Origin of the sequence: Natrinema sp. DC36, from assembly GCF_020405225.1 — an archaeon.
GTDB lineage: Archaea > Halobacteriota > Halobacteria > Halobacteriales > Natrialbaceae > Natrinema.
On the sequence record NZ_CP084472.1, the window covers coordinates 2,859,549 to 2,880,896 of the forward strand.

Consider the following 21,348-nt stretch of genomic DNA (forward strand, 5'->3'; position numbering starts at 1 on the left):
GCGGCGACCGTCTCAGAACGTCTCGAGGTAGCGGTCGAGTTCCCAGTCGGAGACGTCGACGAGGTAGTCCTCGAACTCCTGGCGCTTTGCCTCGACGAACTTCGGTCCGACGTGGTCGCCGAGCGCGTTGTAGATCGCTTCGTCTTCCTCGAGGGCGTCGACTGCCTCGCCGAGGTTCGCCGGCAGCGTCTCGATGCCGTACTCCTCGCGTTTCGCTTCGTCGAACTCGTAGATGTTCTCGCGAACCGGGTCGGGACAGTCGAGGTCATTCTCGATGCCGTCGAGTCCGGCGTGGATCATGACGGCGAGTGCGAGGTAGGCGTTACAGGACGGATCCGGCGAGCGCAGTTCGACGCGCGAGGCCGCAGGCGTTCGCGCCGCCGGCTTGCGGATCAGTGACGAGCGGTTGCGATCGGACCAGGCGACGTAGACCGGCGCCTCGTAGCCCGGCACCAGTCGCTTATAGCTGTTGACCGTCGGGTTCGCGATCGCCGTGATCGCCGGCGCGTGCTCGAGGATACCGGCGGTAAACGCGTGGGCCTCGTCGCTCAGGTTGAACTCGTCGTCGTCGTCGTGGAACGCGTTCTCGCCGTCCTCGGTGAACAGGGAGAGGTGCGTGTGCATCCCCGAGCCGTTGATTCGCGGGATCGGCTTGGGCATGAACGTCGCGTGGAGATCGTGCTGTGCGGCGATGGCGCGGACGACGGTGCGGAAGGTGCCGACGTTGTCGGCCGTCGTCAGGGCGTCGTCGTAGGTGAAGTTGATCTCGTGTTGGCCCTCGGCGACCTCGTGGTGGCTCGCCTCCACCTCGAAGCCCATGTTCTCGAGGCCGTAGATGATGTCGCGTCGAACGTCGCTCGCGAGGTCTTTCGGCGCGAGGTCGAAGTAGCCGCCGGCATCGTTGGTTTTGGTCGTCGCGCGGCCCTCCTCGTCCTCCTCGAAGAGGAAGAACTCCGGTTCGGGCGCGGCGTTGACGGTATAGCCCATCTCGTTGGCGCGGTCGAGCGCGTTCTTGAGGACGCGGCGCGGGTCGCCCTCGAAGGGCTCGCCCGTGGAGGTGTCGTAGACGTCACAGATCATTCGGGCGGCCGCGCTCTCCTCTTTCTGTCGCCACGGGAGAACCGCGAACGTGTCCGGATCGGGCTTGAGCCGCATGTCCGACTCCTGAATGCGAACGAAGCCTTCGATAGAGGAACCGTCGAAGTAGATCCCTTCGGCGAACGCCTTCTCGGCCTGTCGGGCCGGCACGGAGACGTTCTTGACCGTTCCCAGAATGTCGGTAAACTGCAGTCGGAGGAAGTCGACGTCTTGCTCCTCGATCTCGTCCAGTACCGCCTGTTCGGCGTCAGTGAGGTTTCCGCTTGTCATTGTTCTCGTGGTCGTATCCTCGGAACCCGCTTATTAAAACACTACTGTTCTAAGCAAATCTTCGCTCTCTCCGTCCAAACTGTATATTCGTAAAGTTCTAAAGGCCTCACTGAGTGGGTAGATGTGATGACGTACGAAAATCTCGACGCAAAACTAGTGAATTCACTCCTCGGCGACGGCCGAGCGAGCCTGCGAAGCCTCGCCGAAGAACTCGACGTCTCGGTGACGACCGTCTCGAATCACCTCTCCACGCTGGAAGACGAGGGCGTCATTCAGGGCTACACCCCCCGCGTCGATTACGACGCGGCCGGGTTCGACGTGACTGCCGTTATCCAGTTACAGGTCGAGGGGAACGCGCTGCCCGACGTCACGGAAACGCTGCGCGACCACCGCCAGATGACCAGCGTCTACGAGGTCACCGGCGATTACGACGTGATCGCCATCGGCAAGTTCGAAGACACCGACGGCATGAACGAGCAGATCAAACAGCTGCTGACCGATCCCGATATCAAGGCCTCGAACACCAGCGTCGTCCTCAACGCCGTGAGCGAGAACGAGCAGTTCGACCTCGAGGTCGACGAGGACGAGTAATCGGACGACTCTTTTCGGATACTATGTATCGCGAGCAGTGGCGACACCGATCAGACCACCGGAACGAACGATAGTTATTCCCTCAATCGGATGTCGGCGAGCGAGGGGTTCGAAGAACCCGAGCGACGCCGTTCGCCGAGCGCGTAGCGCTCGGGCCGACGACTGATGTGAGGCCCCGAAGGGGCCGAAACGGAAGGAGGAGTGCTTTTATACTAAATTTTGCCGAGGGCGCGGCGAAGCCGCGCCCGCAGAGCAAAGTTTAGGTCTACCTCGCGGGTCACTTCGTTCCCCGCTCGGTTTCGGAGGTTCTCGGCCTGCGGCCTCCGAACCTCCCTCACATCATGCCGCCCATGCCACCGCCCATGCCGCCCATGCCGCCGGGGGCACCACCGGGGCCGCCGGCCTCGTCGTCGCCCTTGTCGGTCGACAGATCGCCGGCGGAGATGATGTCGTCGATTTTGAGCACGAGGTTGGCCGCTTCGGCGGCGGAGGTGACCGCCTGCTCCTTGGCGTGAGCCGGTTCGACGACGCCTGCCTCGAACGTGTCCTCGACGTCGCCCGAGAAGACGTTCAGGCCGGCCGTAATCTGGCCGTCATCGTGGGCCGCACGCAGGTCGACCAGCGTGTCGATCGAGTCGAGGCCCGCGTTGCCGGCGAGGACGCGCGGGACGAGCTCGAGCGAGTCGGCGAAGGCCTCGACGGCCAGCTGCTCGCGGCCGGAGACGGAGTCGGCGAAGTCGCGCAGACGCGAGGCGAGTTCGACCTCGATGGCACCGCCGCCCGCGAGGACGCGGCCGTCGGAGACGGTCTGTGCGACGACGTCGAGCGCGTCGTTGACGCCGCGCTCGAGTTCGTCGACGACGTGGTCGGTCGAGCCGCGAAGGAGGAGGGTGACGCCGTGGGCGTCCTCGCCCTCGACGTAGAACAGTTCGTCCTCGTCGTCGCGGGTGACGTCACCGAAGCCGAGGTCCTCGGTGGTCGCGCTCTCGAGGTCGGAGACGATCGACGCGCCGACGACCTCCTGCAGGAATTCCAGATCGCTCTTCTTGGCGCGGCGCACTGCGAGGATGCCCTCTTTGGCGAGGTAGTGCTGGGCGAGGTCGTCGATGCCCTTCTGGCAGAAGACGACGTCCGCGCCGAGGTCGACGATGTGCTGGACCTTGTCTTTCAGCTGTTTCTCCTCGCGGTCGAGGAATTTCTGGAGCTGGTCGGGGTCGGTGACGGAGACCTCGGTGTCGACGTCGGTCTCTTCGACCTCGATGGCCTCGTTCAGCAGCAGGATGTCCGCGTCCGTCGCCTCGGTGGGCATGTTGTCGTGGACGGGATCCTTGTCGATGATGCCGCCCTCGAGTAGCTCGGACTCGCCGGCGCTGCGGCCGGTCTGGGTCTCGATGTTGAGGAACTCGAGGTCGACGACGTTGTTGCCCTCGTTGTCCTCGACGGTGACCTGTCGGATGGCCTCGACGATCAGCTGGGCGAGGTGCTCCTTGTTGACCTCGGTACCCTTGCCGGTCATCGAGGTCTCGGCGGTCTTCCGGAGGAGGTCCTCGTCCGACGTGTCGATGTCGGTCGCGATGTCGTCGATCTCCTCGCGGGCCTGCTCGCTGGCGAGGTGGAAGCCCTTGATGATCGCCGTCGGGTGGATGTCCTGCTCGAGAAGGTCCTCGGCATTCTTGAGGAGTTCGCCAGCGATCGCGACGGCCGTCGTGGTGCCGTCGCCAGCCTCGTCCTCCTGGGTCTCGGCGACCTCGATGATCATCTCGGCCGTCGGGTTGTCGATGTCCATCTCCTTGAGGATGGTGACGCCGTCGTTGGTGATCGTCACCGATCCCATGGAGTCGACGAGCATCTTGTCCATTCCTTTCGGACCGAGCGTGGACTGGACGGCTTCAGCGACCGCACGGGCGGCGCTGATGTTGTAATCCTGCGCGTCCTTGTCCTTGACGCGCTGGGAGTCCTCGCTCATTACGATCATCGGCTGACCCTGCTGCATTCGCTGACTCATAGTCGAGCGGATGATTGTTTGTGATTCTATATAAGTCTTTTCCAATCCTCGCGAGCGGTAACGTCGATCGGTTCGGTCAGTAAACGAGAAAAACCGAAGGAGTGCGGGACGATCCCCAGGGTTTACTTCGACGGTATCCGATCGTCAATCGTTCCCATTCGATCGGCGACGCGGCGTTTTTATATTGGGTGACGACCGGAACGACAGCAGCGGCACTCGCGAGTCCATCCCGGTCTCGAGGGGAGCGGATAATCGAAACCGGTCTCGAGATAGTCCCCGTAATACGCACTTCAACGACTGAAACGGATTTCTGTACGGTGCCGCTCGAGCGAGATGATCCTGACTCGATTCCGAGTCAACACAACAGAAGGGTTATGCCGGTAGTCACGTATTACCACTCGAGCAATGGACGAGTCCCCGTCCGTTTCCGAATCGTTCGACGACCCCCGAATTACCCCCCAGTTCTGTCGCCGGATCGCCGACTCGACCGGCGATCTGGTGCTGCTGGGCGTCGTCCACGACCATCCCGCGAGCATCGCGCGCGTCGAGCGTGTCCTCCACCGCCTCGAGCCGGAGACGCTCGCACTCGAGTTACCGCCCGTCGCAATGCCCCTGTATCGCATCTATGCCCGCAACGGTGACGCCGACGACCCGACGCCGCCGCGCTTTGGCGGCGAGATGAGCGCGGCGATCCGCGCCGCTCCCGACGCGGATCCCGTCGGCATCGACGCCCCCAACTGGTCGTTCTGCCGCCGACTGGTCGCGCGACTGGTCGCCGACCGCGTCTCGCCCGGAACGGCCCGGCGCGTCATCTCGAGCGTCGGCGGCGCGACCCGAGAGGCGCTCGCCTGTCGGGTGGCCGCGACGCTGACCCACGCGACGCCGATGACGGTCGTCCCCGGTGACCGGGTCGAGTACGATGTCGATCCCGAGGACCCGCCAGACCGACAGGCCGCTCACGAGCGCTCGCACGTCGCCGGCGTTCAGGCGCTGCTGGGCAGCGTCGAGACGGAGGGCAGTGCGCTATCCTATCGTGACGACACGCGCGAAGGGTGTATGGTCGATCGCCTCGAGGCGATTCGATCGAAGCCGGGCGACGCCGTCGCCGTCGTCGGCGTCGATCACCTCGAGCGGCTCGCGGCGGAACTATCGGCGTGAGAGCGGTCGGGTTTTGCTGGAACGGATCGCGTGAAAATAGAGGGTTTCGACGGTCGTATCAGCGGTGGGCGGGCGGTTCGATCAGAATCTCGCCGTCGCCGCGGACCCGGACGTGATGGCCGTTGACGACGAACGAGAGCGTGCCGCCGGTTCGGGGCGTTCCGTTGTAGCGTGGTCGGAAAAGCGCGTCCAGAGCGTCGGGGTCGACGGTATCGTACAGCGAGACGCGGCTGTCGGTCACGTCGACGCCCAGACAGTCGGCCAGCGCGTGGATGACGGTCGTGCTCAGAGTCGCCGGGCCGTCGGGGTCGTGGGAGGCGCGATACAGGGAGGGAGCGCGGGACTGCGCGACGCGGGGAGCGTATCCTGTCATTACTGTTCGTCCCCTCCACCTCTCCGTCTGAAGACCAAAAGCGTAATCGTTTGTTACCGCAGGAACCAGGTCGATATAACGGCTCGTATCAGTTAGTGCTGGAGAATCTCGCAGCGGTCTGAGCGAACTGTGAATCGACTGTCGCACCGCTTTAGTCGGATCACCACTCGGATCTGGTCGTCGGTCGGACGGGCGATCCGATCGGTGAACGCCCGTGGGCGACGGTCACTGCCGAAGCCCCGAGATACAGTTCCAGCAGTACGTGAACGTCTGATCGGCCTCGTTGGGTGCACCACAGTGGGGGCACCGAATCGTCTCCCCCTCGATCTCGAGGTCGGAATCGGCGTACTCCGGATCGACGTCCCCGATATCGTCGGCCGCGCGCGAGTACCGATCGGGTCCCGGCGAGGAGCGGACGCTCGCGCGATTCGGGTCGGCGAAAGAGGGGGTGCGCTCGCCGTCGTCATCGTCACTTCGGGCGTAGATATAGTACAGTAACAGGTGGAGCAGGGCGAACAGCACGACGTAGCCGATGAGCCAACCCCAGAGCGCCATCGGTATGTGATACGTTCTCGAGGCACTTGGATATTCCCCGAGTTCCGGCACGAAGAAAATCGTAGAAACGAGACGGACAGGGCCTATTATAGGTCTCGACCGAACTCGTCGAAGACCGCGAAATCGTCGGGGAGGTCGTACTCGAGGTGGCGCTGTTCCTGCCGGTTGGTGCCGGCGTCGTCGACGGGCGTTGCGACGTCTTCCCAGCCGGGTTTGATCTTGACGCTCTGGGCGGGCATTCCGACGGCGATGTGGTGGGCGGGAATGTCGTACTGAACGACGCCGCGCGCGCCGACGATCGCGTTCTCGCCGACCTTGTTGCCCGCCTGAACCATCGAGTCGTATGTGAGCCGGACGTCGTCCTCGACGATCGTGTGGTAGTTGCGGACCTCGGTCTGGTCGACGACGTCGTGATCGTGGCTGTAGATGTGGACTCCGTCGGAGATCGACACGCGGTCGCCGATCGTGAGTTCGCCTCGATCGTCGAGGTGAACGTCGTCGTGGACGACGGTGTTGTCGCCGATCGTGATGTTGTGACCGTAGGTGAACGAGATTCCCTTGAAGAAGCGACAGCCGTCCCCGCAGTCCGCGAAGAGGTGGTCGGCGAGCATCCGCCGGAATCGCAGCGCGAACTCGACGTTGTCCGCGATGGGAAGACTATCGAACTGCCGCCAGAGCCACTGGAGGTGCTTGGAACGGCGGAACTTCTCTTCGTCCTTCTCGGCGTAGTACTCGCTCTCGAGGGTCGTGTTACAGGGATCGTAGCTCTGCAGGCGGACGCGTTCGGCCGGGGAAACAGACTCGCCGGCCTGCCAGCTCTCGTAGGCTTCACGGTCGCCCGAGAGGTCGATCAGGACGTCTTCGACGACGGAACAGGTGTCCTCGTCGCTCGCAAGCCGTCGGTCGACCTCGTCGATGAACTCGCGCATCCCCGCTTCGGCCTCATCGGGGAGCGACACGTACCGCTTTGTCATACTTCGAGGTATTGCCCGCCGAGTTGATAGTGGTTCGGTTGTCCGGCGGCGGTTGCCGGACCCACTGGCATACGGGTTACCTAGATTCCCTCTCGGATTGCCAGCGGGCCAGGAGCAATGCGGGGAGCGCGAGCGCCCCGACGAACAGGAGAGCGCCGACCACGATCGCACCGACCGTGACTCGGTCGCCCGGAAACTCGAACGCCTTCGCAGCGAGGAATCCCAGCGGAACGATGACGACGAGAACCGCCAGCAGGAGATGACTCGGCCGGAGGGTGCGGAAACGGCGGTCGTCCATACGCATACGTGTCAGCCGAGTACGCAAGAGCGGTTCGACTCGCAGGGACGGGGTCGACTCGGACACGGCGGTCAACACGCGGGCCCACAGTTCGCAGTTCGACCCGCGGGGCGGTCAGGCCCGAACGGATTCGGGCGGCATCTCGAGCGTTCCGTTCACCCTAAGTTCCCCCGCTTCGAAGGAACGGGTATGCAACACAGCGAACTGGGCGACTCCGGCGTCGAGGTTAGCGAGGTGGGCTTCGGCGCGTGGGTCGTCGGGACCGACTGGTGGGGCGATCGCTCGGAAGACGACGCCATCGAGATGGTCCGGTACGCCGTCGAGCAGGGAATCACGTACTTCGACACGGGCGACGTCTACGGCCACGGCCGGAGCGAGGAATTACTCGGCGAGGCCCTCTCGGACGTTCGCGACGAGGTCACGATCGCCACCAAAGTCGGCTACGATTTCTACGACAACCCGCAGGCCGGCCACGGCGAACTCCCCAAAGAGATGGATCCGGAGTACCTGCGCGAGGCCGTCCACAAGAGCCTCGAGCGCCTCGAAATCGACTCGGTCGACGTGCTCCAGCTCCACAACGCCGACGTCGACGAGATCACGCCGGACGTCCTCGAGTTGCTCGATGAACTCGAGGAGGACGGGCTGATCGACGCCACCGGCCTCGCGCTCGGTCCCTCGATCGGCTGGCTCGCGGAAGGCGACCTCGCGATCGAGGAGGAGTTCGACTCAGTCCAGTTGGTCTGGAATATGCTCGAGCAGGAGGTGGGAAACCACTTCCTCGAGACGATCGAACGCACGGGCTCGTCGACCAGCCTCATCCCCCGCGTCCCCCACTCCTCGGGGATCCTCAACGAGCAGGTCACGCCCGACACCGAACTCGGCGAGGGCGACCACCGCGGGTTCCGACCCGAGGAGTGGTACGAGACCGGCTGGGAGAAACTCGAGGCGCTGCGCTTTTTGGAGCGTGACGGCGTCTCCGCGAGCGAAGCGAGCGGACGGCAGGGGGCGACCGGCGGGAGCGACCGTGAGCGGACGATGGGACAGGCCTCGATCGCGTGGCTCCTGAGCCACGATTCCGTCGCGACCGTCACGCCGACGTTCCGGACGAAGGCGGACATCGACGAGTGGGCGGCCGCCAGCGACGTGCCGAAACTCTCCGACGAGGAGATGACTCGCGTGGCGGAGCTGTACGAAAACGACTTCGAGATCGATCGCGACGACGGGATGGATTCGCTGCGCTCGTCGGTCGACGGCGAAGACATCGAGTCTGCCGGCCTGGACAAACTCGCGGCCGACTGATCGGGCCGATCCCCGGTTCGAGCAGCATCGACGGCCGACCGATTCGCTTATTCCGACTCGGATTGGGGGTCCGTGAGTCTAAATTCGAACTCCAGTTTCCCGTCGGTCTTGACGGTCACGCCGCCGAGCTCGTCCGACAGCTGCTCTCGCGCTCGAGAACTCGGTTCGACGGTGACGGAGACGCTGTTGGTGTTCGCGTTGTACGTGATGTTCCCGACGGCGACGTCGAACGCGAAGAACTCCGGAACGTCCTCTCTGAGCTGCGTTTGCACGTCGTCGACGTCCGACCGAACGTCGGCCATCTCTTCGTTTAACGTGCTCATCCTCATTGGTAGTTGATAGCATGGCTTAACGGTTCCCCCTGAACTGTCCGGACCACTGCCGAGGCCTCGAGCGCGTCGAGGCGTTCGACCGGAATCACGCCGCAGGATCGGCGAACTGTGGATCTGGCGACCCTGATGCTGCTCGTGAACCGGCAGATCGCGTTTTCGTCACGGATCTCTCGGAAGGACGGGCAGACGCTTGCAGCGATCAGTCGAACTGCGAGGCGACCCACTCGTCCCACGTCACCGTTCCGACGGTCCGATCCGGGCAGATCGCCCCACCGGCTCGAAAAGCGGCGGCTGTCTTCCCGGGAATCGGGAGGCGAACGATCGGTCGGCGAAGCCCCCTCGCGTCACGGTAGGTCCGCGCGAGGTCGCCGACGGTTCGTACCTCGGGACCGCCGACATCGGGCACCCGACCGGCTGCGTCGAGCGTTGCGTGGTCGACGATCACGTCCGCTGCCTCACCCACGTCGATCGGCTGGAGCCGAATCCCCGTCGGCAGCGGCCAGATCGGGAGTCTCGACACGGTCTCGAGTAAGTCGCCGACGAACTCGTGGAACATCGTTATCCGGAGGATCGTCGACGGGACCTCGCTCGCGTCGACGGCCCGCTCGGCCGCCAGCTTGTGCTCGTAGTACGAGTACGGGATTTCGTCGATGCCGACGATGGAGACGTACACGACGTTCGAAACGCCGGCGTCGGCGGCCGCCTCGAGCAGTCGTTCGGTGCCGCGGACGTCGACGGCCTCGCTGTCGCCGCGGGGCGCGCTGGCCGCGTGGACGATCACGTCGATGTCCGCGACGGCCTCGCGGATTCCCGTTCCGTCAGCCAGATCCATCGCGACCCACTCCGTTCCGTCCTCGTCGGAGGTCGGCGGCGATCGACTCGCCGCTCGGACCACGTGTCCCGCATCGATCAGTCGAGTGGACAGCGCCGTCCCCAGCGTCCCGGTGGCCCCCGTGAGGAGCGTCCGACAGGTCATACCGTCGTATATTCAGTCGGCAAAACTAAAGGTACCGCGCCGGATTCGTCTGCAAGATTGCGGCAACGAGGACGGCAGCAAGTCCGTGAGACGCGTTCGGGTGTATCGAAGCGGGCAACCTCGAAGCTGAAATTTACCCGATGAATAGTGTTCTCGTTCCTCCTCCCCGATTACCGCCAGCGCAAAGCGATCGACGCCGGTAGCGATCTCGGCGATTCCGAGATGCCGCACAAGACCGGCCACGAAGCGGTCGCGGCGGAAAACAACTCTGTCTCCCAGTACGATCGCCGAACGCCGCCGGAAGGTTGAACTCGCCCGTCTGCGATCGGTGCTGGACGACTGATCGATACCGACCATCGGCGTCTCGCTTATATAATCCCCTCTATATCTGGGTGAGTCCGATAACTCGACCGAAAACAACAGCCCAGGTGGAGAACACCGACTATACACATGAAACCGTACGAATTCACCTGTCCGGACTGTCATCGAGAGATTCCAGTCACTGACTCGATGCGCGAGGCGGCGCTGACGAACGGCTGTCCCATCTGTGGACGGTCAGTGGCCGAACGCAACTTCGCGAACTGATCGCACCGTGACCGGCAGCGGTACGCGCGAATCGAACGCTACGGCTCGAGCGGAGCGGTGTGCAGTTTTCCCGACCGTCGCTGTTCTGTCCGTCCTCATCCACGAAGTACGGACCGAGCGCGCCCGAACCGAACAGACAATCCCCTTAATGTCATTTAACACCCCCTATGATAGGTTTTTACGTCGGAACGGTGTGACACATTGTATCATGACCGACGTCACGTACGTCCAGAAGGCGTGCGCGTACATCACTCGCGCAACGGGCGAGTTACTGGTATTCGAGGGACCGGGACACGACGGCCTGCAGATCCCGAAAGGAACGCTCGAGTCGGGCGAATCACCGCGAGAGGCGCTGTTCAGGGAGGTCCTCGAGGAGAGCGGGCTCGGAACGCTGAGCGGGACCCAACATCTGACGACCGACGTCTGGACCCGCCGCGAGGAGCCGCCGAAGCGCTACGTGCGCCACTTCTTCCACGCGACGGTGCACGAACCCCGCGATCGGTGGACTCACACCGTCACCGACGGCGGGGAGGAACACGGGGCCGAGTTCGAGTTTCGCTGGGTCCGGCCGCCGACCGGGCGGGAGTTCGCGCTCGACCTCGACGAGTACGTCGGCCTGCTCCCCACCACCGCCGGTTCGGACCCGGTCGCGAGCGCGTCGGATTGAGCGAGTGACTACTTCCGTTGCTCGAGTGTGCGGCCCCTACTGAGGTCGGCATCTGACTCGAGTCATACGGTCTGCTGTAAGTCATTTCCGGCGCGACCGCAGGCCGGATCGCGGTCGCGCCAGTAAATCGTTACAGCAAACCGTATCAGGCCACGATCGGCCCGCGCTGGTGGATCTGCTCGTCGTGCGGTCGGCCGGCGACGGCGACGACGCGACAGCCGTCGTCCGACGATAGCGTCACGGCATCGTCGCCCGCGGCGACGGTGCAGACGCGCCCAGTCTCGAGTGATGCGTTGTCGACCGCACCCGACCCCGAGAGGACGAAACAGAAGCCGACCCAGTCGCTGGGGCGGTCCCACGACCACGACGCGTTCTCCGCGAGCGTCACGTCTCGGTACGTCATCGGGGTCTCGAACTCGAGCGGCGAGCCCTCGCCGACGACGGTCGTGACGGTGGCACCGCCCGACTCCGCGGTCGGCAACTGTTCGGCCGTCGCGTCCGCGTACGACGGCTCGATCTCCTTGCGCTCTCGAGGAAGATTGAGCCACAGTTGAAGGCCGGTACAGGGGCCGTCCGCCGGGAACTCCGAGTGTTCGATGCCCCGCCCCGCGGAGATCCGCATGGCCTCGCCCGCTCGAGCCGTCCCCGCGTTACCGAGCGAGTCGTCGTGGGCCATCCCGCCCTCGAGCATGTAGGTGCAGATCTCGAACCCGGCGTGGCGGTGGCTGGGGAACCCCTGGTCGGCCCCGATGTGGAATCGCTCGAAGAGCACGAACGGATCCAGATGCGAGTGCGTTCGCGTGGGAAACGCACGAGTCGCGCGCATCCCGCCGGCGTGGGTCACGTCCGCGGCGTCGTGGAGAGATACCATCGATATACGTCGATCACGGACTTGAGAGAGAAGAGGAGACGGGTTCCGACCGCGCGTACGAGACAGGAAATTGATGTCTCACGCCACCCCTGTCAACCGGCGTGCGGTGGCGCACGCTGGACCGGGGTGAGACGTGCGAGGTCCGAACGGAGTGAGGACCTCGAGAAGCGAACGGGGAGCAAAGCGACCCGTGAGCCACTGGTGAACCGCGGGCCGAAATCGTGCGAGGTCTTCGCGAACGGAGCGAGCAAAGGCTCGGAAGACGTGTATGCGTCTTCCGTTGGATGAGTGAGTGACCGGCGGGAGCGAACGAATCGACTGGGGAGGGCGCGGCGATTCCCTGTTGCCACGATAGCAGGAGGCTTCTTTCAGCTACGTCTCGATATAATTGGCTGCTCCGTTCACTCTCCATCGATCACGCCCGGCTGAACGCGCAATTACTTCGAGAGCGCGCGCTCGACGGCTTCCGCAACCTCCATCGCCTTCTCGGCCAGTTCGTCGGAGACGAATCCGTCGGAAACGGCGCCCTCGAGTTCGTCGGCGTCCACGATCTCGACCGTCCCGTCGCCCTGTCGGATCACGTCGACGTAGAGGTCGACGTACCGAACGGTGTCCGGAAACAGTTCGACGGGCGTACAGACGTTGACGTAGGTCCCCTTCGACGTGCCGTCGGCGGTCGTGTACGTCGTCGGATACCACCACCGGCCTTCGCGGAACTTCGTCACGGCGACGTCGCCCGACTCCTTGGAGACGCCGAGCGCGTCGTAGCTCCCGCCGCCGCGCATGGAGCGCTCGAGGGTCACCTTCCCCTCGGGATCCCAGTCGGTCACCTCGCCGCGACCCAGCGAGATGAGTCGGCCGTCGGGTTTGCCGTGGCCGATCTCGAGGCGGTCGCCCGTCGTCGGACCGAACTGCCGAGCGACCGCGGCGAAGGGAAACTCGCCCGTGGCGTCAGCGCCGCCGTCACCGGTTCCGGTCGACTCGCAGACGGCCTCCGCGAAGTCGACCGCCGCGCTCGCGGCCCGATCGGCCGCCTTCGTCCGGTGGTGGCCCGGCATCGTGGTCTCCACCCGACGCCGCACGCCGTCCAGCGTGAACCGGGACTCGCGACCGAACCAGCACCACTCGGTCCGGCGGGGCGCGGCCAGCAGTCCCGGCTCGCCGGGTTCGTCGGGTGCGTCGGCCAGCGCGGTCTCGAGCGCCCGGGCCCGATCCGCGGCGTCCTCGAGCGCGGTTCCCATCGCCTCGAGGTCGGCGTCGGCGGCCGCGTGTTGCCACCGGACGCCCCATCCCTCGGGTACCTCGACCGAAAGGAGGTCGGTCATGCCGACCAGTTCCTCCGCTCGCTCGCCGCGAAGCGCCGCCGAGACGCCGGTTCGGTCCCGTGAAAGCGTACAGAGCCCGCCCTGAACCTCGAGCGTCGGCCGCACGAGCGGCCGGTCGTCGTCCCACGGCGGCGCGGGCTCGTGGACCTGTACCCGATACCGGTTTCCGGCGTCGACGTAGCCGTCGGCGTCGTCGTAGTTCAGAAAACCGCGCCGACCGTCGCCGAGGTCGACGACCGCGCCGCTGCCGCCGCCCGCCTCGATCACTTCCGCGTCGAAGACCGCACCGCGGGACGCGTCGTCCGCCCAGCGGAACGTATCGATCGCGAGGGACTCGAGCTCGCCCGCGACCGGCTCGACCGCGTCCGGCGCGCCCGAAATCTCGACGCCCTGTCGATCCCGGGTCGTCTCGATCGAGACGTCGGCCGGCGCGGCGTCGAACGATCGTTCGAATCGCTCCCGAATCGGTTCGGAGGCCTGAACGACCTCGCGGCCGGTCTCGCTCAGCAACCGAGTGATCGCCGTCGTGTAGATGCCGCGGACTCGAGCCGTCGTCATCGCGCTCCCTCCGCGACCGCTCGCCGCGCCGCCGTCGACGGCCGCCGTCGCTCGTCGATCCCTCGTCGCGGCTCTCGTCGCAACGCTCGCTCGAGCGATCCGAACCCTACATCGCACACGAACATCATCGGAGCGTGTCGCGGTCGGCTGCGAACCGCACCCGATCGTCGATCGTCGGCCCGAGTGAGAGTTCGACGTGTCCGTCTCCCAGAATCCGGCCGTCCTCGACGGAGACGCCCCACGTCTCGAATCGGAGCCAACCGCGCATCTCGTCGGCGTGGGTGGGGATGTCGGCGTAGTCGACGTCGTGTTCGGGGTAGTCCGAACTCGAGTGCGCCATATCCATGTCGGAGTAGACGGTGTCGTGCTCGTCGAAGAACGCCTCGAGCGTCGCCGCGTCCTCTGCGACGGCGTCGACGACCGCCGCCGAGGCGGCCCGGAGCTCGTCGGTCTCGAGGCCGACGTCGCGAAGCGCACGCTGAGTTCGCTGGTCGAAGTGCATACGCGCCGGTTGGGCCGGAAGGCCTTTGATAATTCCGAGTCCGTGCTGGCGGTCTCGAGCTCGTAGCGAATGTCGAACGAACCGCACCGCTGCTCCGGACGCCGTCGCGGCGTTTCGATCGACCGAAACCGAAGTAGGCAAAGCATACTTAGCGACGGCCGTCGAGTTGTGGACAATGAGTCAGGAGGCCGAGTACGACCCGCAGGACGAATCACTGACGGGAAGTGCTGCCCGCTCCGAACCGCTGAGCGTCGAACGCGGCCTGGACGCCCTCCGCTCGAGTCCGGAGTTTCGTGGCCCAGTCGAACCGCTCGACGGCGTGGAAGCGAACGAACACATCGCGCTGTTCTACGAGTCCCGTGACGAGCAGGTCGAAGCGATGGTCCCGTTCGTCCGGCAGGGGGTAGAGCGGGACGAGCGAGTCATGTACGTCATCGAGGAGCGCACCGAGGACGACGTCCTCGCGGCGTTGCGCGACGGCGGCGTCGACGTCGACGCCGCGACCGATTCCGGTGCGCTCACCTTCCATTCGGTCGACGAGACCTACCGCCGGAACGGCGCGTTCGATCCCGACGAGATGATCGAGTTCTACCGACAGACGATCGAGGAGGCGACGGCGGAGTATCCGGCACTTCGAATCACCGCGGACACGCACTGGATCCTCGACGAGAAGACGACGATCGAGGACTTCATGGCCTACGAGAGCCGGGTCAACGACCTCTTTCGGGACGAGGACTGTATCGCGCTCTGTCAGTACGATCGCGAGGCGATCCCCCCCGAGGTTCTCACGGATGTCGTCCGGACCCACCCTCACCTCATCTACGACGGAACGCTCTGCCACAACTTCTACTACACACCACCACAGGAGTACTTCGGACCCGACGAGCCGGCTCGCGACATCGACCGGATGTTGCGAACGCTCGTCGATAGAACCGAAGCGAAGGCGGAGCTCAGTACTACCATCGACGAACTCGAGGAGTCGAACGAGCGGCTCAAGCGGTTCGCGTACATCGCATCGCACGATCTCCAAGAGCCCCTGCGGATGGTCTCGAGTTTCCTGCAGCTACTCGAGGACCGACATGGGGACGACCTCGACGAGGAGGCCCGTGAGTACATCGACTTCGCCGTCGGCGGCTCCGATCGCATGCGCGAGATGGTCGACGGGCTGCTCAGCTACTCGCGAATCGATATGAACGACGCCGAGTTTCGACCGGTCGACTGTACCACCGTCCTCGAGGCCGTCATCTCCGATCTCCGGCTACAGATCGAGGAGCGCGACGCCGCGATCGTTGCGGACGAGCTCCCGACGGTCGTCGGTGACGACACCCAGCTCGAACAGCTGTTTCACAACCTGATCGCGAACGCGATCAAGTACACCGACGACGCGCCGCCGCAAATCGAGATCGAGGCACAACGGCAGGGCGACCGCTGCGTGTTCTCGGTCGCGGACGACGGGATCGGGATCGAGCCGGCGCACACGGATCAGATCTTCGAGATTTTCAACCGACTTCACTCGAACGAGGAGTATCAGGGAACGGGAATCGGGCTCGCACTGTGCCGAAAAATCGTCGACCACCACGGCGGCGATATCTGGGTCGACTCCGAACCGGGTGACGGAACGACGTTTTACTTCACACTTCCCAGGGCCAAGCGGTGACACCTCCGGCGGAGGACCCATGGTGACACGTGCGTCGGAGCGCAGGCGATGAGCCCCGATCACCGCGTTGATCCGCCGGCGGTTCTGGTAATCGAGAACAACCCCGGTGACGTTCATTTGATGCGTGAGGGGCTCGAGAAAAGCGGCGTTGACGGCACCATCACTGTTATTACCGATGGGGAGACAGCGCTCGACTACGTTAGCCAGTGTGAGGCGTCCGACTCGGAGGCGGTTCCCGACCTCGTGTTTCTCGATCTGAACCTCCCGAAGGCGAACGGAAGAACGATCCTCGAGGCGATCAACCGCGAGCCGCAGCTTCGGTCCGTTCCGGTGATCGTTTGCTCGAGTTCGAAGTCCCCGGACGATATCCGCGAAACGGCCGAATTAGGGGTGGACGGCTATCACATCAAACCGGTCGATCCGAACGAATACATCTCGCTCGTTCGAACGATCGTGGAGTCCGTGTCCGACTCCGGTCAGGCCCCGCCGGGAGAGTATTCCACAATCGGCCCGGTCGAATAGGTTCCACTGGTCGATTGCCACTGGCCGTCGCTGTTCTGGTCAATTGCCGCTGGCCGTCACCGCTCTGGTCGATTGCCGCTGGCCGTCACCGCCCGTCCGATCGCACAACCGCTCGCCCGGACAGACAACCGTCCCCGATCGGTGTGAAAATCGGCTCAGTGGCTCCGAGAGACCGTCGCCGGTTGCCGAACCTATACCGGGCAGGCGATCATACGGCCACCCATGGAACGTAGGCGCGACCCAGTCGAACGGGGCGAGGAGCGGACCGGTGACGGGTCGGTCGACCTCTACGACGTCTCGACGTGGGAGCCGCGATCGATCGTCGACCTGGTGGCGTACACGCTCTACAACGCCATGAGCTACGGATTCCGTGCGCTCGTCTTGCTGATCGCGATCGCGATCACCCTCGTCTTGCTCGTCTCGCCGGCCGCGATCGTCCTCGAGGATCCGTTCGTCGCCCTCTTCTTCGGGCTCTCGGTAGTCCCCGCGGGGTTGCTCGCGGCGTACATCTGGCACGCGGACATCACGACGAGCGAACCGCTCTGGTTGCTCGTCGTGACCTTCCTGCTCGCGGTCCTGTTCGCGACGTTCGCGGCGCTCGTCAACTCGTACAGTCGGGCGCTGCTCGGGATCAGCGGGGTTCTCTTTTTCTACCTGATCGTCGGCCCGATCGAGGAGACGGTGAAGCTACTCGCCGTTCAGGTGTTCGCCTACCGGAACGACAGTTTCAACGCCGTCATCGACGGCGCGGTGTACGGCGCCGTCGCCGGGTTGGGATTCGCCGCCATCGAAAACGCGCTCTACATCAGCCGCGTCATCGGCGAGGCGAACCCCGAGACCAACATCCTCGTCACCGCCAGCGGGATCGCGACGGTCCGTGCGCTGGCCGGACCGGGGCACGTCATTTACTCGGCGATCGCGGGCTACTACCTCGGACTGGCGAAGTTCAACCGCGACTACGCCGGTCCGATCGTCCTCAAAGGGTTGCTCGTCGCTGCGTTCGTCCACGGGACCTACAACGTCACAGTCGGGATCGTTCCGGGGATCCTCACCGACTTCCTCCCCATCGGCTACGGAATCGCGTTCGTCGGCTACGTGATCTGTTACGACCTCGCGATCGGCTACTACCTCTATCGCAAGATCGATCGCTACCGCCGGACCTATCAGTCCGTCACGAGCGATATCGATGGCGACTCGCGGCCGGAACTGACCGAGTTCGAGCCGCCCCAGCGCTGACCGAAGTCCGGTAACGGTCCGTCCGAAAACGGCGATTCCAGAACGCAGCAGACGGGTACGAGACAATCTCCGACGCGCTGGCGGGTGCAGGCAGCAGGAACTTTTCTCGAGCAACGCAGCCCCAAGTCATGGGCGAGACGTTTACGAACGACGATATCGAGAAGACCGTCGAGAACGCCAGCGGCGAGGTGATCGGGACCGTCACGGCGGTCGAGGGGGACACCGCCCGCGTCGAGCCCCGTGCCGGAATCGTCGGCTCGATCAGGGCCAGGCTCGGCTGGAGCCGAGGCGGCGGGGATACCGTCGTGATTCACGAAACCGCGATCGACGAGATCTCGAGCGGGACGATCCGACTCGAGGCCGAGACGGAAACGGCAAGCGTGCCGACGGGGATCGACGACATCGGGTCGACGGATTCCGATACCACGGAATCGACGGAGCCCGACGGCACGGAGTCGGAACGTGACACGCACGTCGACGAACCGGGCCAGCCCGCCAGTATCGATGAAGCGGACGACACCGGTCCGGGAGCGGAACGCGAGCCCGACACCGCGGCGGAACGAGATCGCGGCGACGAACTCGGCGAGGTGACGAGACGCGATACCGCCGGCGGGACGGACGAAGCCCCCGACACGACCGAGTCGAGCGCCGACGGCCCGGACACGGACGAGGCAGAAGTACAGGACTCGATCGGGAGGAGTGGTGAAACCGACCCGCAGGAAACCGACGACCGAACGGACGGGGTCGAAACGCAGCCCTCGCCCGACGCGATGAGCGGGACCGAATCGGCGGAGTCACCCGGCGCGATGGACAGGGGCGGCGTCCGGGACGTGCCGATGGGCGACACTGCAGAGATATCCGAAGACAGCACTCCCGAGACCGCAGAGACGAGTGAAGCTGAATCCACTGAGGAATCGGCGGCCAAAGCCGAAACCGAAACCGAAACCGAAACCGAAACCGAAACCGAAACCGAAACCGAAACCGAAACCGAAACCGAAACCGAAACCGAAACCGAGGAGACGGATCCGATCGACGAACTGGAGACCGGCGTCGATCTCGAATCAACCGTCGACACAACGGAATCCGACGAGTCCGAGGTGGATTCGGGAACGGACACAATCGCAGAGACCGACGACATCGCCGACGAGATAGCGCTCGGCACCGATCTCGAGTCGGCGACGGAGACGGTCGAAACCGGTGATCGCGAGACCACTGGCGAAACGAGCGAGACCGAAGCGATGGATCTGTCCGACGAACTCGACCGCGGGGTCGAGATCGATCCCGGGGTCGATCTCGAGGCAGCGGTGGAACCGGATCGGCGGTCGGAACCCGAGATCGAGCCAGACGCGGTCGCCGGCCCGGAGACTGACGCCGAATCGGGAGCCGAGGCGGCGGCCCGCGAAATCGTTCCGGAAGGCACTGCGGTGACGGGACGGGAAACCACCGAGGCGACGAACGAGCGGCCAACCGCCGAATTCGCAGAAGACGGTACCGACCGCGGTCGGGAACGGGGGCGCTCGAATTCGCCACTGACCGCCGTGCTCGCCGCACAGCGAACGGCGATGGCCCAGAGTCAGGCGATGTTCCAGCAGAGTCTCGCCGCTCAGCAACGTGCCGCTCGAGGCGCTGCCGAGTTCTCGCTGCTCGTCCAGCGACAGGGGCTCGAGGCGATGCGAACGGCCACTCGAAATTACGTCGCCGTAGTCACGGCGCTACTGGAGGCGGGAACCAGTGTGTCCCGCGAGCAGCGTCGGGTGCTCGACGAGGCGGTTACCGAACTCGAGGACACCCATACGCAGCTGGAAGACGAGGAACTCACCGACGGGCTCGCGGCACACCTCGAGCAGCTCCGCGCGCTGCAGTCCCGGTTCGACGACCGAGCCGAAGCGGGAAGCGAACAGGCCGCGCTCCTCCTCGGCCGACAGATCGAACTGCTCGAGGAGTGCCAGCGACGACTGGATGTAGCGGACGAATAGACGGCCCAGTTACTCGAATCGGGCCTCGAGCAGCCGTTCGACGTACTTCGCGAGCACGTCGACCTCGAGGTGGACCGGGTCGCCGGGCTCCTTGTCCGAGAGCGTCGTCAGTTCGTAGGTTGTGGGGATGATCGCGACCGTTACCCGTCCGTTCTCGGTATCGAGGTCGGCGACGGTCAGACTGATGCCGTCGAGCGTGATCGATCCCTTCCCGACGACGTAGCGGTCGTACCCCTCGGGGAGGTCGAACTCGAAGAACCAGTCCTCGTCGACGGACTCGACGCCGGTGACGGTCGCGACCGCGTCGACGTGGCCCTGCACGACGTGACCGTCGAACCGGCCGTCTGCCGGCATCGCCCGCTCGAGGTTGACCGCGTCGCCCTCGGCCAACTCGCCCAGATAGGTCCGCTCGACGGTCTCGGTCGCGAGAAAGACCTCGAACCACTCGCGCTCCGCGAACCGTTCGACCGTGAGACACGCGCCGCTGACGCTGATACTCTGGCCGTGCTCGAGTCCCGTCGCGACCTCGTCGGCCCCGATCCGGAGCCGGAGGCCGTCGTCCGTTCGCTCTCGAGCGACGATCTCGCCGGTCTCCTCGACGATCCCCGTGAACATACTCGCAACTGGCGGGCGACGGGAGAAAGCCGTTCCGGGTCCAGTCGTCCGCTCGAAGTCTGCCACGATCGGGCGCGACTCGTCGCCGCGCTTTTACCGGTTGCCGCGCTATCTCGGTGTAATGGCCGGTATCATCGATACGATCAAACTCGCGGGCACCCTCGTCTTCGCCATTCCCGCCGCGCTCGCCGGACTCGACTTCCTGCTCATTCGCGACGATCCGGGCATCGGCCTGACCCTCATCGGCCTCGCGATCGGGCTCGTGGTCATCCAGCACTGGCTGACGATGCCGACCGACGTTCCCGAACTCGTGGCTAACCGGGTCGTCGGCACGGTCGCGAAAGAACCCGAATCCGATCCGGACGACGACCGGTAACGTAATCGATCACCTATTTCTGCGGTCCGCTCGTGCCGGCGCGGATCGAGAGCCAGCGGACAATAGAGAGGCGAGTGATGACTATCGAGGCGAGGAAACGCGTGGTACTTCGGACCGACCGGACCACGTGCGGTGGCGCGCGCTGGGCCGCGGTGAATGCCAATGAACCGCGGCTCGAAGCTGCGCGAGGGATGAGTGAGGGAACGGAGTGACCGAGCGAATCGGCTGGGGAGGGCGTGGCTATTCCCTGCTGCCAGTGAATCAGGGTGCTCGTCGTTTGAAGTGATTCGCCCACGCACCCGTATATCGCCTCGAGTCGCGATATCAAAATCCCACAACGAGCGTGTCATAGAATCCATCTCATAATATCTCACAGCCCGGATCGTTTCCTCGCTCGTAGTTGGTGATGGCAACGACGAGTCGTAGACAGAGCGCAACACCACGAACTAGAAGCAGAGGCAGAGCGGCGGTGGAAGATCGAGACGAACGTATCGGCGTCCCGACGCGTACGCTCCGGTCGCGGGCTGAC

23 protein-coding genes are annotated in these 21,348 nt (G+C 64.6%); 11 read left to right on the forward strand and 12 right to left on the reverse strand.

Features of this window, described 5'->3' with window-relative positions:
• Positions 1-12: 12 nt before the first annotated feature.
• Positions 13-1,368: a type I glutamate--ammonia ligase gene (gene glnA, locus LDH74_RS14780; protein WP_226039475.1), complete on the reverse strand. Its 1,356-nt coding sequence runs from the start codon at positions 1,366-1,368 to the stop codon at positions 13-15.
• Positions 1,369-1,494: 126 nt separating this feature from the next.
• Here glnA and lrp point away from each other — a divergent pair, with 126 nt between their 5' ends.
• A complete protein-coding gene (gene lrp, locus LDH74_RS14785; protein ID WP_226039476.1) occupies positions 1,495-1,959 on the forward strand; it encodes an HTH-type transcriptional regulator Lrp in 465 nt (154 codons plus the stop codon).
• 334 nt (positions 1,960-2,293) lie between these two features.
• Here the strand turns inward: lrp and thsB are convergent, their stop codons facing one another.
• Positions 2,294-3,964, reverse strand: a complete 1,671-nt coding sequence (gene thsB / locus LDH74_RS14790; RefSeq protein ID WP_226039477.1) for a thermosome subunit beta — start codon at positions 3,962-3,964, stop codon at positions 2,294-2,296.
• Positions 3,965-4,369: 405 nt separating this feature from the next.
• Between thsB and LDH74_RS14795 the strand changes: the two genes are divergently transcribed.
• A complete protein-coding gene (locus LDH74_RS14795; protein WP_226039478.1) occupies positions 4,370-5,122 on the forward strand; it encodes a hypothetical protein in 753 nt (250 codons plus the stop codon).
• 58 nt (positions 5,123-5,180) lie between these two features.
• On the opposite strand, the gene LDH74_RS14800 is transcribed toward LDH74_RS14795, so the two are convergent.
• The 4 genes from LDH74_RS14800 to LDH74_RS14815 form a co-directional block, all read right to left on the reverse strand.
• Positions 5,181-5,495, reverse strand: a complete 315-nt coding sequence (locus tag LDH74_RS14800) for a HalOD1 output domain-containing protein (RefSeq protein ID WP_226039479.1) — start codon at positions 5,493-5,495, stop codon at positions 5,181-5,183.
• 225 nt (positions 5,496-5,720) lie between these two features.
• Complete coding sequence (locus LDH74_RS14805; RefSeq protein ID WP_226039480.1) at positions 5,721-6,050, reverse strand: hypothetical protein; 330 nt, start codon at positions 6,048-6,050, stop codon at positions 5,721-5,723.
• Between the two features lie 86 nt (positions 6,051-6,136).
• A complete protein-coding gene (locus tag LDH74_RS14810; protein WP_226039481.1) occupies positions 6,137-7,024 on the reverse strand; it encodes an acyltransferase in 888 nt (295 codons plus the stop codon).
• Positions 7,025-7,100: 76 nt separating this feature from the next.
• Positions 7,101-7,322 carry a hypothetical protein gene (locus LDH74_RS14815; protein ID WP_226039482.1) on the reverse strand — a complete coding sequence of 74 codons (222 nt, stop codon included), beginning with the start codon at positions 7,320-7,322 and terminating at the stop codon, positions 7,101-7,103.
• Between the two features lie 189 nt (positions 7,323-7,511).
• Here LDH74_RS14815 and LDH74_RS14820 point away from each other — a divergent pair, with 189 nt between their 5' ends.
• Positions 7,512-8,621 (forward strand): aldo/keto reductase, encoded by a 1,110-nt coding sequence (locus tag LDH74_RS14820; protein ID WP_226039483.1) that lies wholly within the window; start codon positions 7,512-7,514, stop codon positions 8,619-8,621.
• A 47-nt stretch (positions 8,622-8,668) separates the two neighbouring features.
• On the opposite strand, the gene LDH74_RS14825 is transcribed toward LDH74_RS14820, so the two are convergent.
• Positions 8,669-8,944, reverse strand: a complete 276-nt coding sequence (locus LDH74_RS14825; RefSeq protein WP_226039484.1) for a hypothetical protein — start codon at positions 8,942-8,944, stop codon at positions 8,669-8,671.
• A gap of 208 nt (positions 8,945-9,152) precedes the next feature.
• Complete coding sequence (locus LDH74_RS14830; RefSeq protein WP_226039485.1) at positions 9,153-9,929, reverse strand: NAD(P)H-binding protein; 777 nt, start codon at positions 9,927-9,929, stop codon at positions 9,153-9,155.
• A 147-nt stretch (positions 9,930-10,076) separates the two neighbouring features.
• Here LDH74_RS14830 and LDH74_RS14835 point away from each other — a divergent pair, with 147 nt between their 5' ends.
• The 3 genes from LDH74_RS14835 to LDH74_RS14845 all read left to right on the forward strand — a co-directional run bounded on the left by LDH74_RS14835 (position 10,077) and on the right by LDH74_RS14845 (position 11,181).
• The gene (locus tag LDH74_RS14835; RefSeq protein WP_226039486.1) at positions 10,077-10,238 is read left to right on the forward strand and encodes a hypothetical protein; all 162 of its coding nucleotides are present in this window, start codon (positions 10,077-10,079) and stop codon (positions 10,236-10,238) included.
• A 141-nt stretch (positions 10,239-10,379) separates the two neighbouring features.
• Positions 10,380-10,514, forward strand: a complete 135-nt coding sequence (locus LDH74_RS14840) for a zinc ribbon domain-containing protein (protein WP_226039487.1) — start codon at positions 10,380-10,382, stop codon at positions 10,512-10,514.
• A 208-nt stretch (positions 10,515-10,722) separates the two neighbouring features.
• A complete protein-coding gene (locus LDH74_RS14845) occupies positions 10,723-11,181 on the forward strand; it encodes an NUDIX domain-containing protein (protein ID WP_226039488.1) in 459 nt (152 codons plus the stop codon).
• 145 nt (positions 11,182-11,326) lie between these two features.
• Here LDH74_RS14845 and LDH74_RS14850 read toward each other — a convergent pair whose 3' ends face one another.
• From LDH74_RS14850 to LDH74_RS14860, 3 genes are all read right to left on the reverse strand, one after another.
• On the reverse strand, positions 11,327-12,052 hold the full coding sequence (locus tag LDH74_RS14850; RefSeq protein WP_226039489.1) for a pirin family protein: 726 nt from the start codon (positions 12,050-12,052) through the stop codon (positions 11,327-11,329).
• Between the two features lie 437 nt (positions 12,053-12,489).
• The gene (locus tag LDH74_RS14855; RefSeq protein WP_226042536.1) at positions 12,490-13,935 is read right to left on the reverse strand and encodes a DUF402 domain-containing protein; all 1,446 of its coding nucleotides are present in this window, start codon (positions 13,933-13,935) and stop codon (positions 12,490-12,492) included.
• A 124-nt stretch (positions 13,936-14,059) separates the two neighbouring features.
• Positions 14,060-14,437 (reverse strand): hypothetical protein, encoded by a 378-nt coding sequence (locus LDH74_RS14860; RefSeq protein WP_226039490.1) that lies wholly within the window; start codon positions 14,435-14,437, stop codon positions 14,060-14,062.
• A 175-nt stretch (positions 14,438-14,612) separates the two neighbouring features.
• Between LDH74_RS14860 and LDH74_RS14865 the strand changes: the two genes are divergently transcribed.
• The 4 genes from LDH74_RS14865 to LDH74_RS14880 all read left to right on the forward strand — a co-directional run bounded on the left by LDH74_RS14865 (position 14,613) and on the right by LDH74_RS14880 (position 19,828).
• The gene (locus tag LDH74_RS14865) at positions 14,613-16,094 is read left to right on the forward strand and encodes an MEDS domain-containing protein (RefSeq protein WP_226039491.1); all 1,482 of its coding nucleotides are present in this window, start codon (positions 14,613-14,615) and stop codon (positions 16,092-16,094) included.
• 48 nt (positions 16,095-16,142) lie between these two features.
• Positions 16,143-16,616: a response regulator gene (locus tag LDH74_RS14870; RefSeq protein ID WP_226039492.1), complete on the forward strand. Its 474-nt coding sequence runs from the start codon at positions 16,143-16,145 to the stop codon at positions 16,614-16,616.
• 222 nt (positions 16,617-16,838) lie between these two features.
• On the forward strand, positions 16,839-17,852 hold the full coding sequence (locus LDH74_RS14875) for a PrsW family intramembrane metalloprotease (RefSeq protein WP_226039493.1): 1,014 nt from the start codon (positions 16,839-16,841) through the stop codon (positions 17,850-17,852).
• Between the two features lie 128 nt (positions 17,853-17,980).
• Complete coding sequence (locus LDH74_RS14880; RefSeq protein WP_226039494.1) at positions 17,981-19,828, forward strand: hypothetical protein; 1,848 nt, start codon at positions 17,981-17,983, stop codon at positions 19,826-19,828.
• Between the two features lie 9 nt (positions 19,829-19,837).
• Here the strand turns inward: LDH74_RS14880 and LDH74_RS14885 are convergent, their stop codons facing one another.
• Positions 19,838-20,443, reverse strand: coding sequence for a riboflavin synthase (locus tag LDH74_RS14885; RefSeq protein WP_226039495.1), 606 nt, complete (start codon positions 20,441-20,443; stop codon positions 19,838-19,840).
• Positions 20,444-20,564: 121 nt separating this feature from the next.
• Between LDH74_RS14885 and LDH74_RS14890 the strand changes: the two genes are divergently transcribed.
• A complete protein-coding gene (locus LDH74_RS14890) occupies positions 20,565-20,819 on the forward strand; it encodes a hypothetical protein (RefSeq protein ID WP_226039496.1) in 255 nt (84 codons plus the stop codon).
• The last annotated feature ends 529 nt before the right edge of the window (positions 20,820-21,348 follow it).

Excerpts from the sequence above, each read along its gene's own strand:
- LDH74_RS14805 (WP_226039480.1), bottom strand. The coding sequence starts at position 6,050 with ATGGCGCTCTGGGGTTGGCTCATCGGCTACGTCGTGCTGTTCGCCCTG.
- LDH74_RS14840 (WP_226039487.1), top strand. The coding sequence starts at position 10,380 with ATGAAACCGTACGAATTCACCTGTCCGGACTGTCATCGAGAGATTCCA.
- lrp (WP_226039476.1), top strand. The coding sequence starts at position 1,495 with ATGACGTACGAAAATCTCGACGCAAAACTAGTGAATTCACTCCTCGGC.
- LDH74_RS14850 (WP_226039489.1), bottom strand. The coding sequence starts at position 12,052 with ATGGTATCTCTCCACGACGCCGCGGACGTGACCCACGCCGGCGGGATG.
- LDH74_RS14800 (WP_226039479.1), bottom strand. The coding sequence starts at position 5,495 with ATGACAGGATACGCTCCCCGCGTCGCGCAGTCCCGCGCTCCCTCCCTG.
- LDH74_RS14825 (WP_226039484.1), bottom strand. The coding sequence starts at position 8,944 with ATGAGCACGTTAAACGAAGAGATGGCCGACGTTCGGTCGGACGTCGAC.
- LDH74_RS14830 (WP_226039485.1), bottom strand. The coding sequence starts at position 9,929 with ATGACCTGTCGGACGCTCCTCACGGGGGCCACCGGGACGCTGGGGACG.
- LDH74_RS14810 (WP_226039481.1), bottom strand. The coding sequence starts at position 7,024 with ATGACAAAGCGGTACGTGTCGCTCCCCGATGAGGCCGAAGCGGGGATG.
- LDH74_RS14815 (WP_226039482.1), bottom strand. The coding sequence starts at position 7,322 with ATGGACGACCGCCGTTTCCGCACCCTCCGGCCGAGTCATCTCCTGCTG.
- LDH74_RS14855 (WP_226042536.1), bottom strand. The coding sequence starts at position 13,935 with ATGACGACGGCTCGAGTCCGCGGCATCTACACGACGGCGATCACTCGG.
- LDH74_RS14795 (WP_226039478.1), top strand. The coding sequence starts at position 4,370 with ATGGACGAGTCCCCGTCCGTTTCCGAATCGTTCGACGACCCCCGAATT.
- LDH74_RS14880 (WP_226039494.1), top strand. The coding sequence starts at position 17,981 with ATGGGCGAGACGTTTACGAACGACGATATCGAGAAGACCGTCGAGAAC.
- LDH74_RS14875 (WP_226039493.1), top strand. The coding sequence starts at position 16,839 with ATGGAACGTAGGCGCGACCCAGTCGAACGGGGCGAGGAGCGGACCGGT.
- glnA (WP_226039475.1), bottom strand. The coding sequence starts at position 1,368 with ATGACAAGCGGAAACCTCACTGACGCCGAACAGGCGGTACTGGACGAG.
- LDH74_RS14870 (WP_226039492.1), top strand. The coding sequence starts at position 16,143 with ATGAGCCCCGATCACCGCGTTGATCCGCCGGCGGTTCTGGTAATCGAG.
- thsB (WP_226039477.1), bottom strand. The coding sequence starts at position 3,964 with ATGAGTCAGCGAATGCAGCAGGGTCAGCCGATGATCGTAATGAGCGAG.
- LDH74_RS14865 (WP_226039491.1), top strand. The coding sequence starts at position 14,613 with ATGAGTCAGGAGGCCGAGTACGACCCGCAGGACGAATCACTGACGGGA.
- LDH74_RS14885 (WP_226039495.1), bottom strand. The coding sequence starts at position 20,443 with ATGTTCACGGGGATCGTCGAGGAGACCGGCGAGATCGTCGCTCGAGAG.
- LDH74_RS14820 (WP_226039483.1), top strand. The coding sequence starts at position 7,512 with ATGCAACACAGCGAACTGGGCGACTCCGGCGTCGAGGTTAGCGAGGTG.
- LDH74_RS14845 (WP_226039488.1), top strand. The coding sequence starts at position 10,723 with ATGACCGACGTCACGTACGTCCAGAAGGCGTGCGCGTACATCACTCGC.
- LDH74_RS14860 (WP_226039490.1), bottom strand. The coding sequence starts at position 14,437 with ATGCACTTCGACCAGCGAACTCAGCGTGCGCTTCGCGACGTCGGCCTC.
- LDH74_RS14890 (WP_226039496.1), top strand. The coding sequence starts at position 20,565 with ATGGCCGGTATCATCGATACGATCAAACTCGCGGGCACCCTCGTCTTC.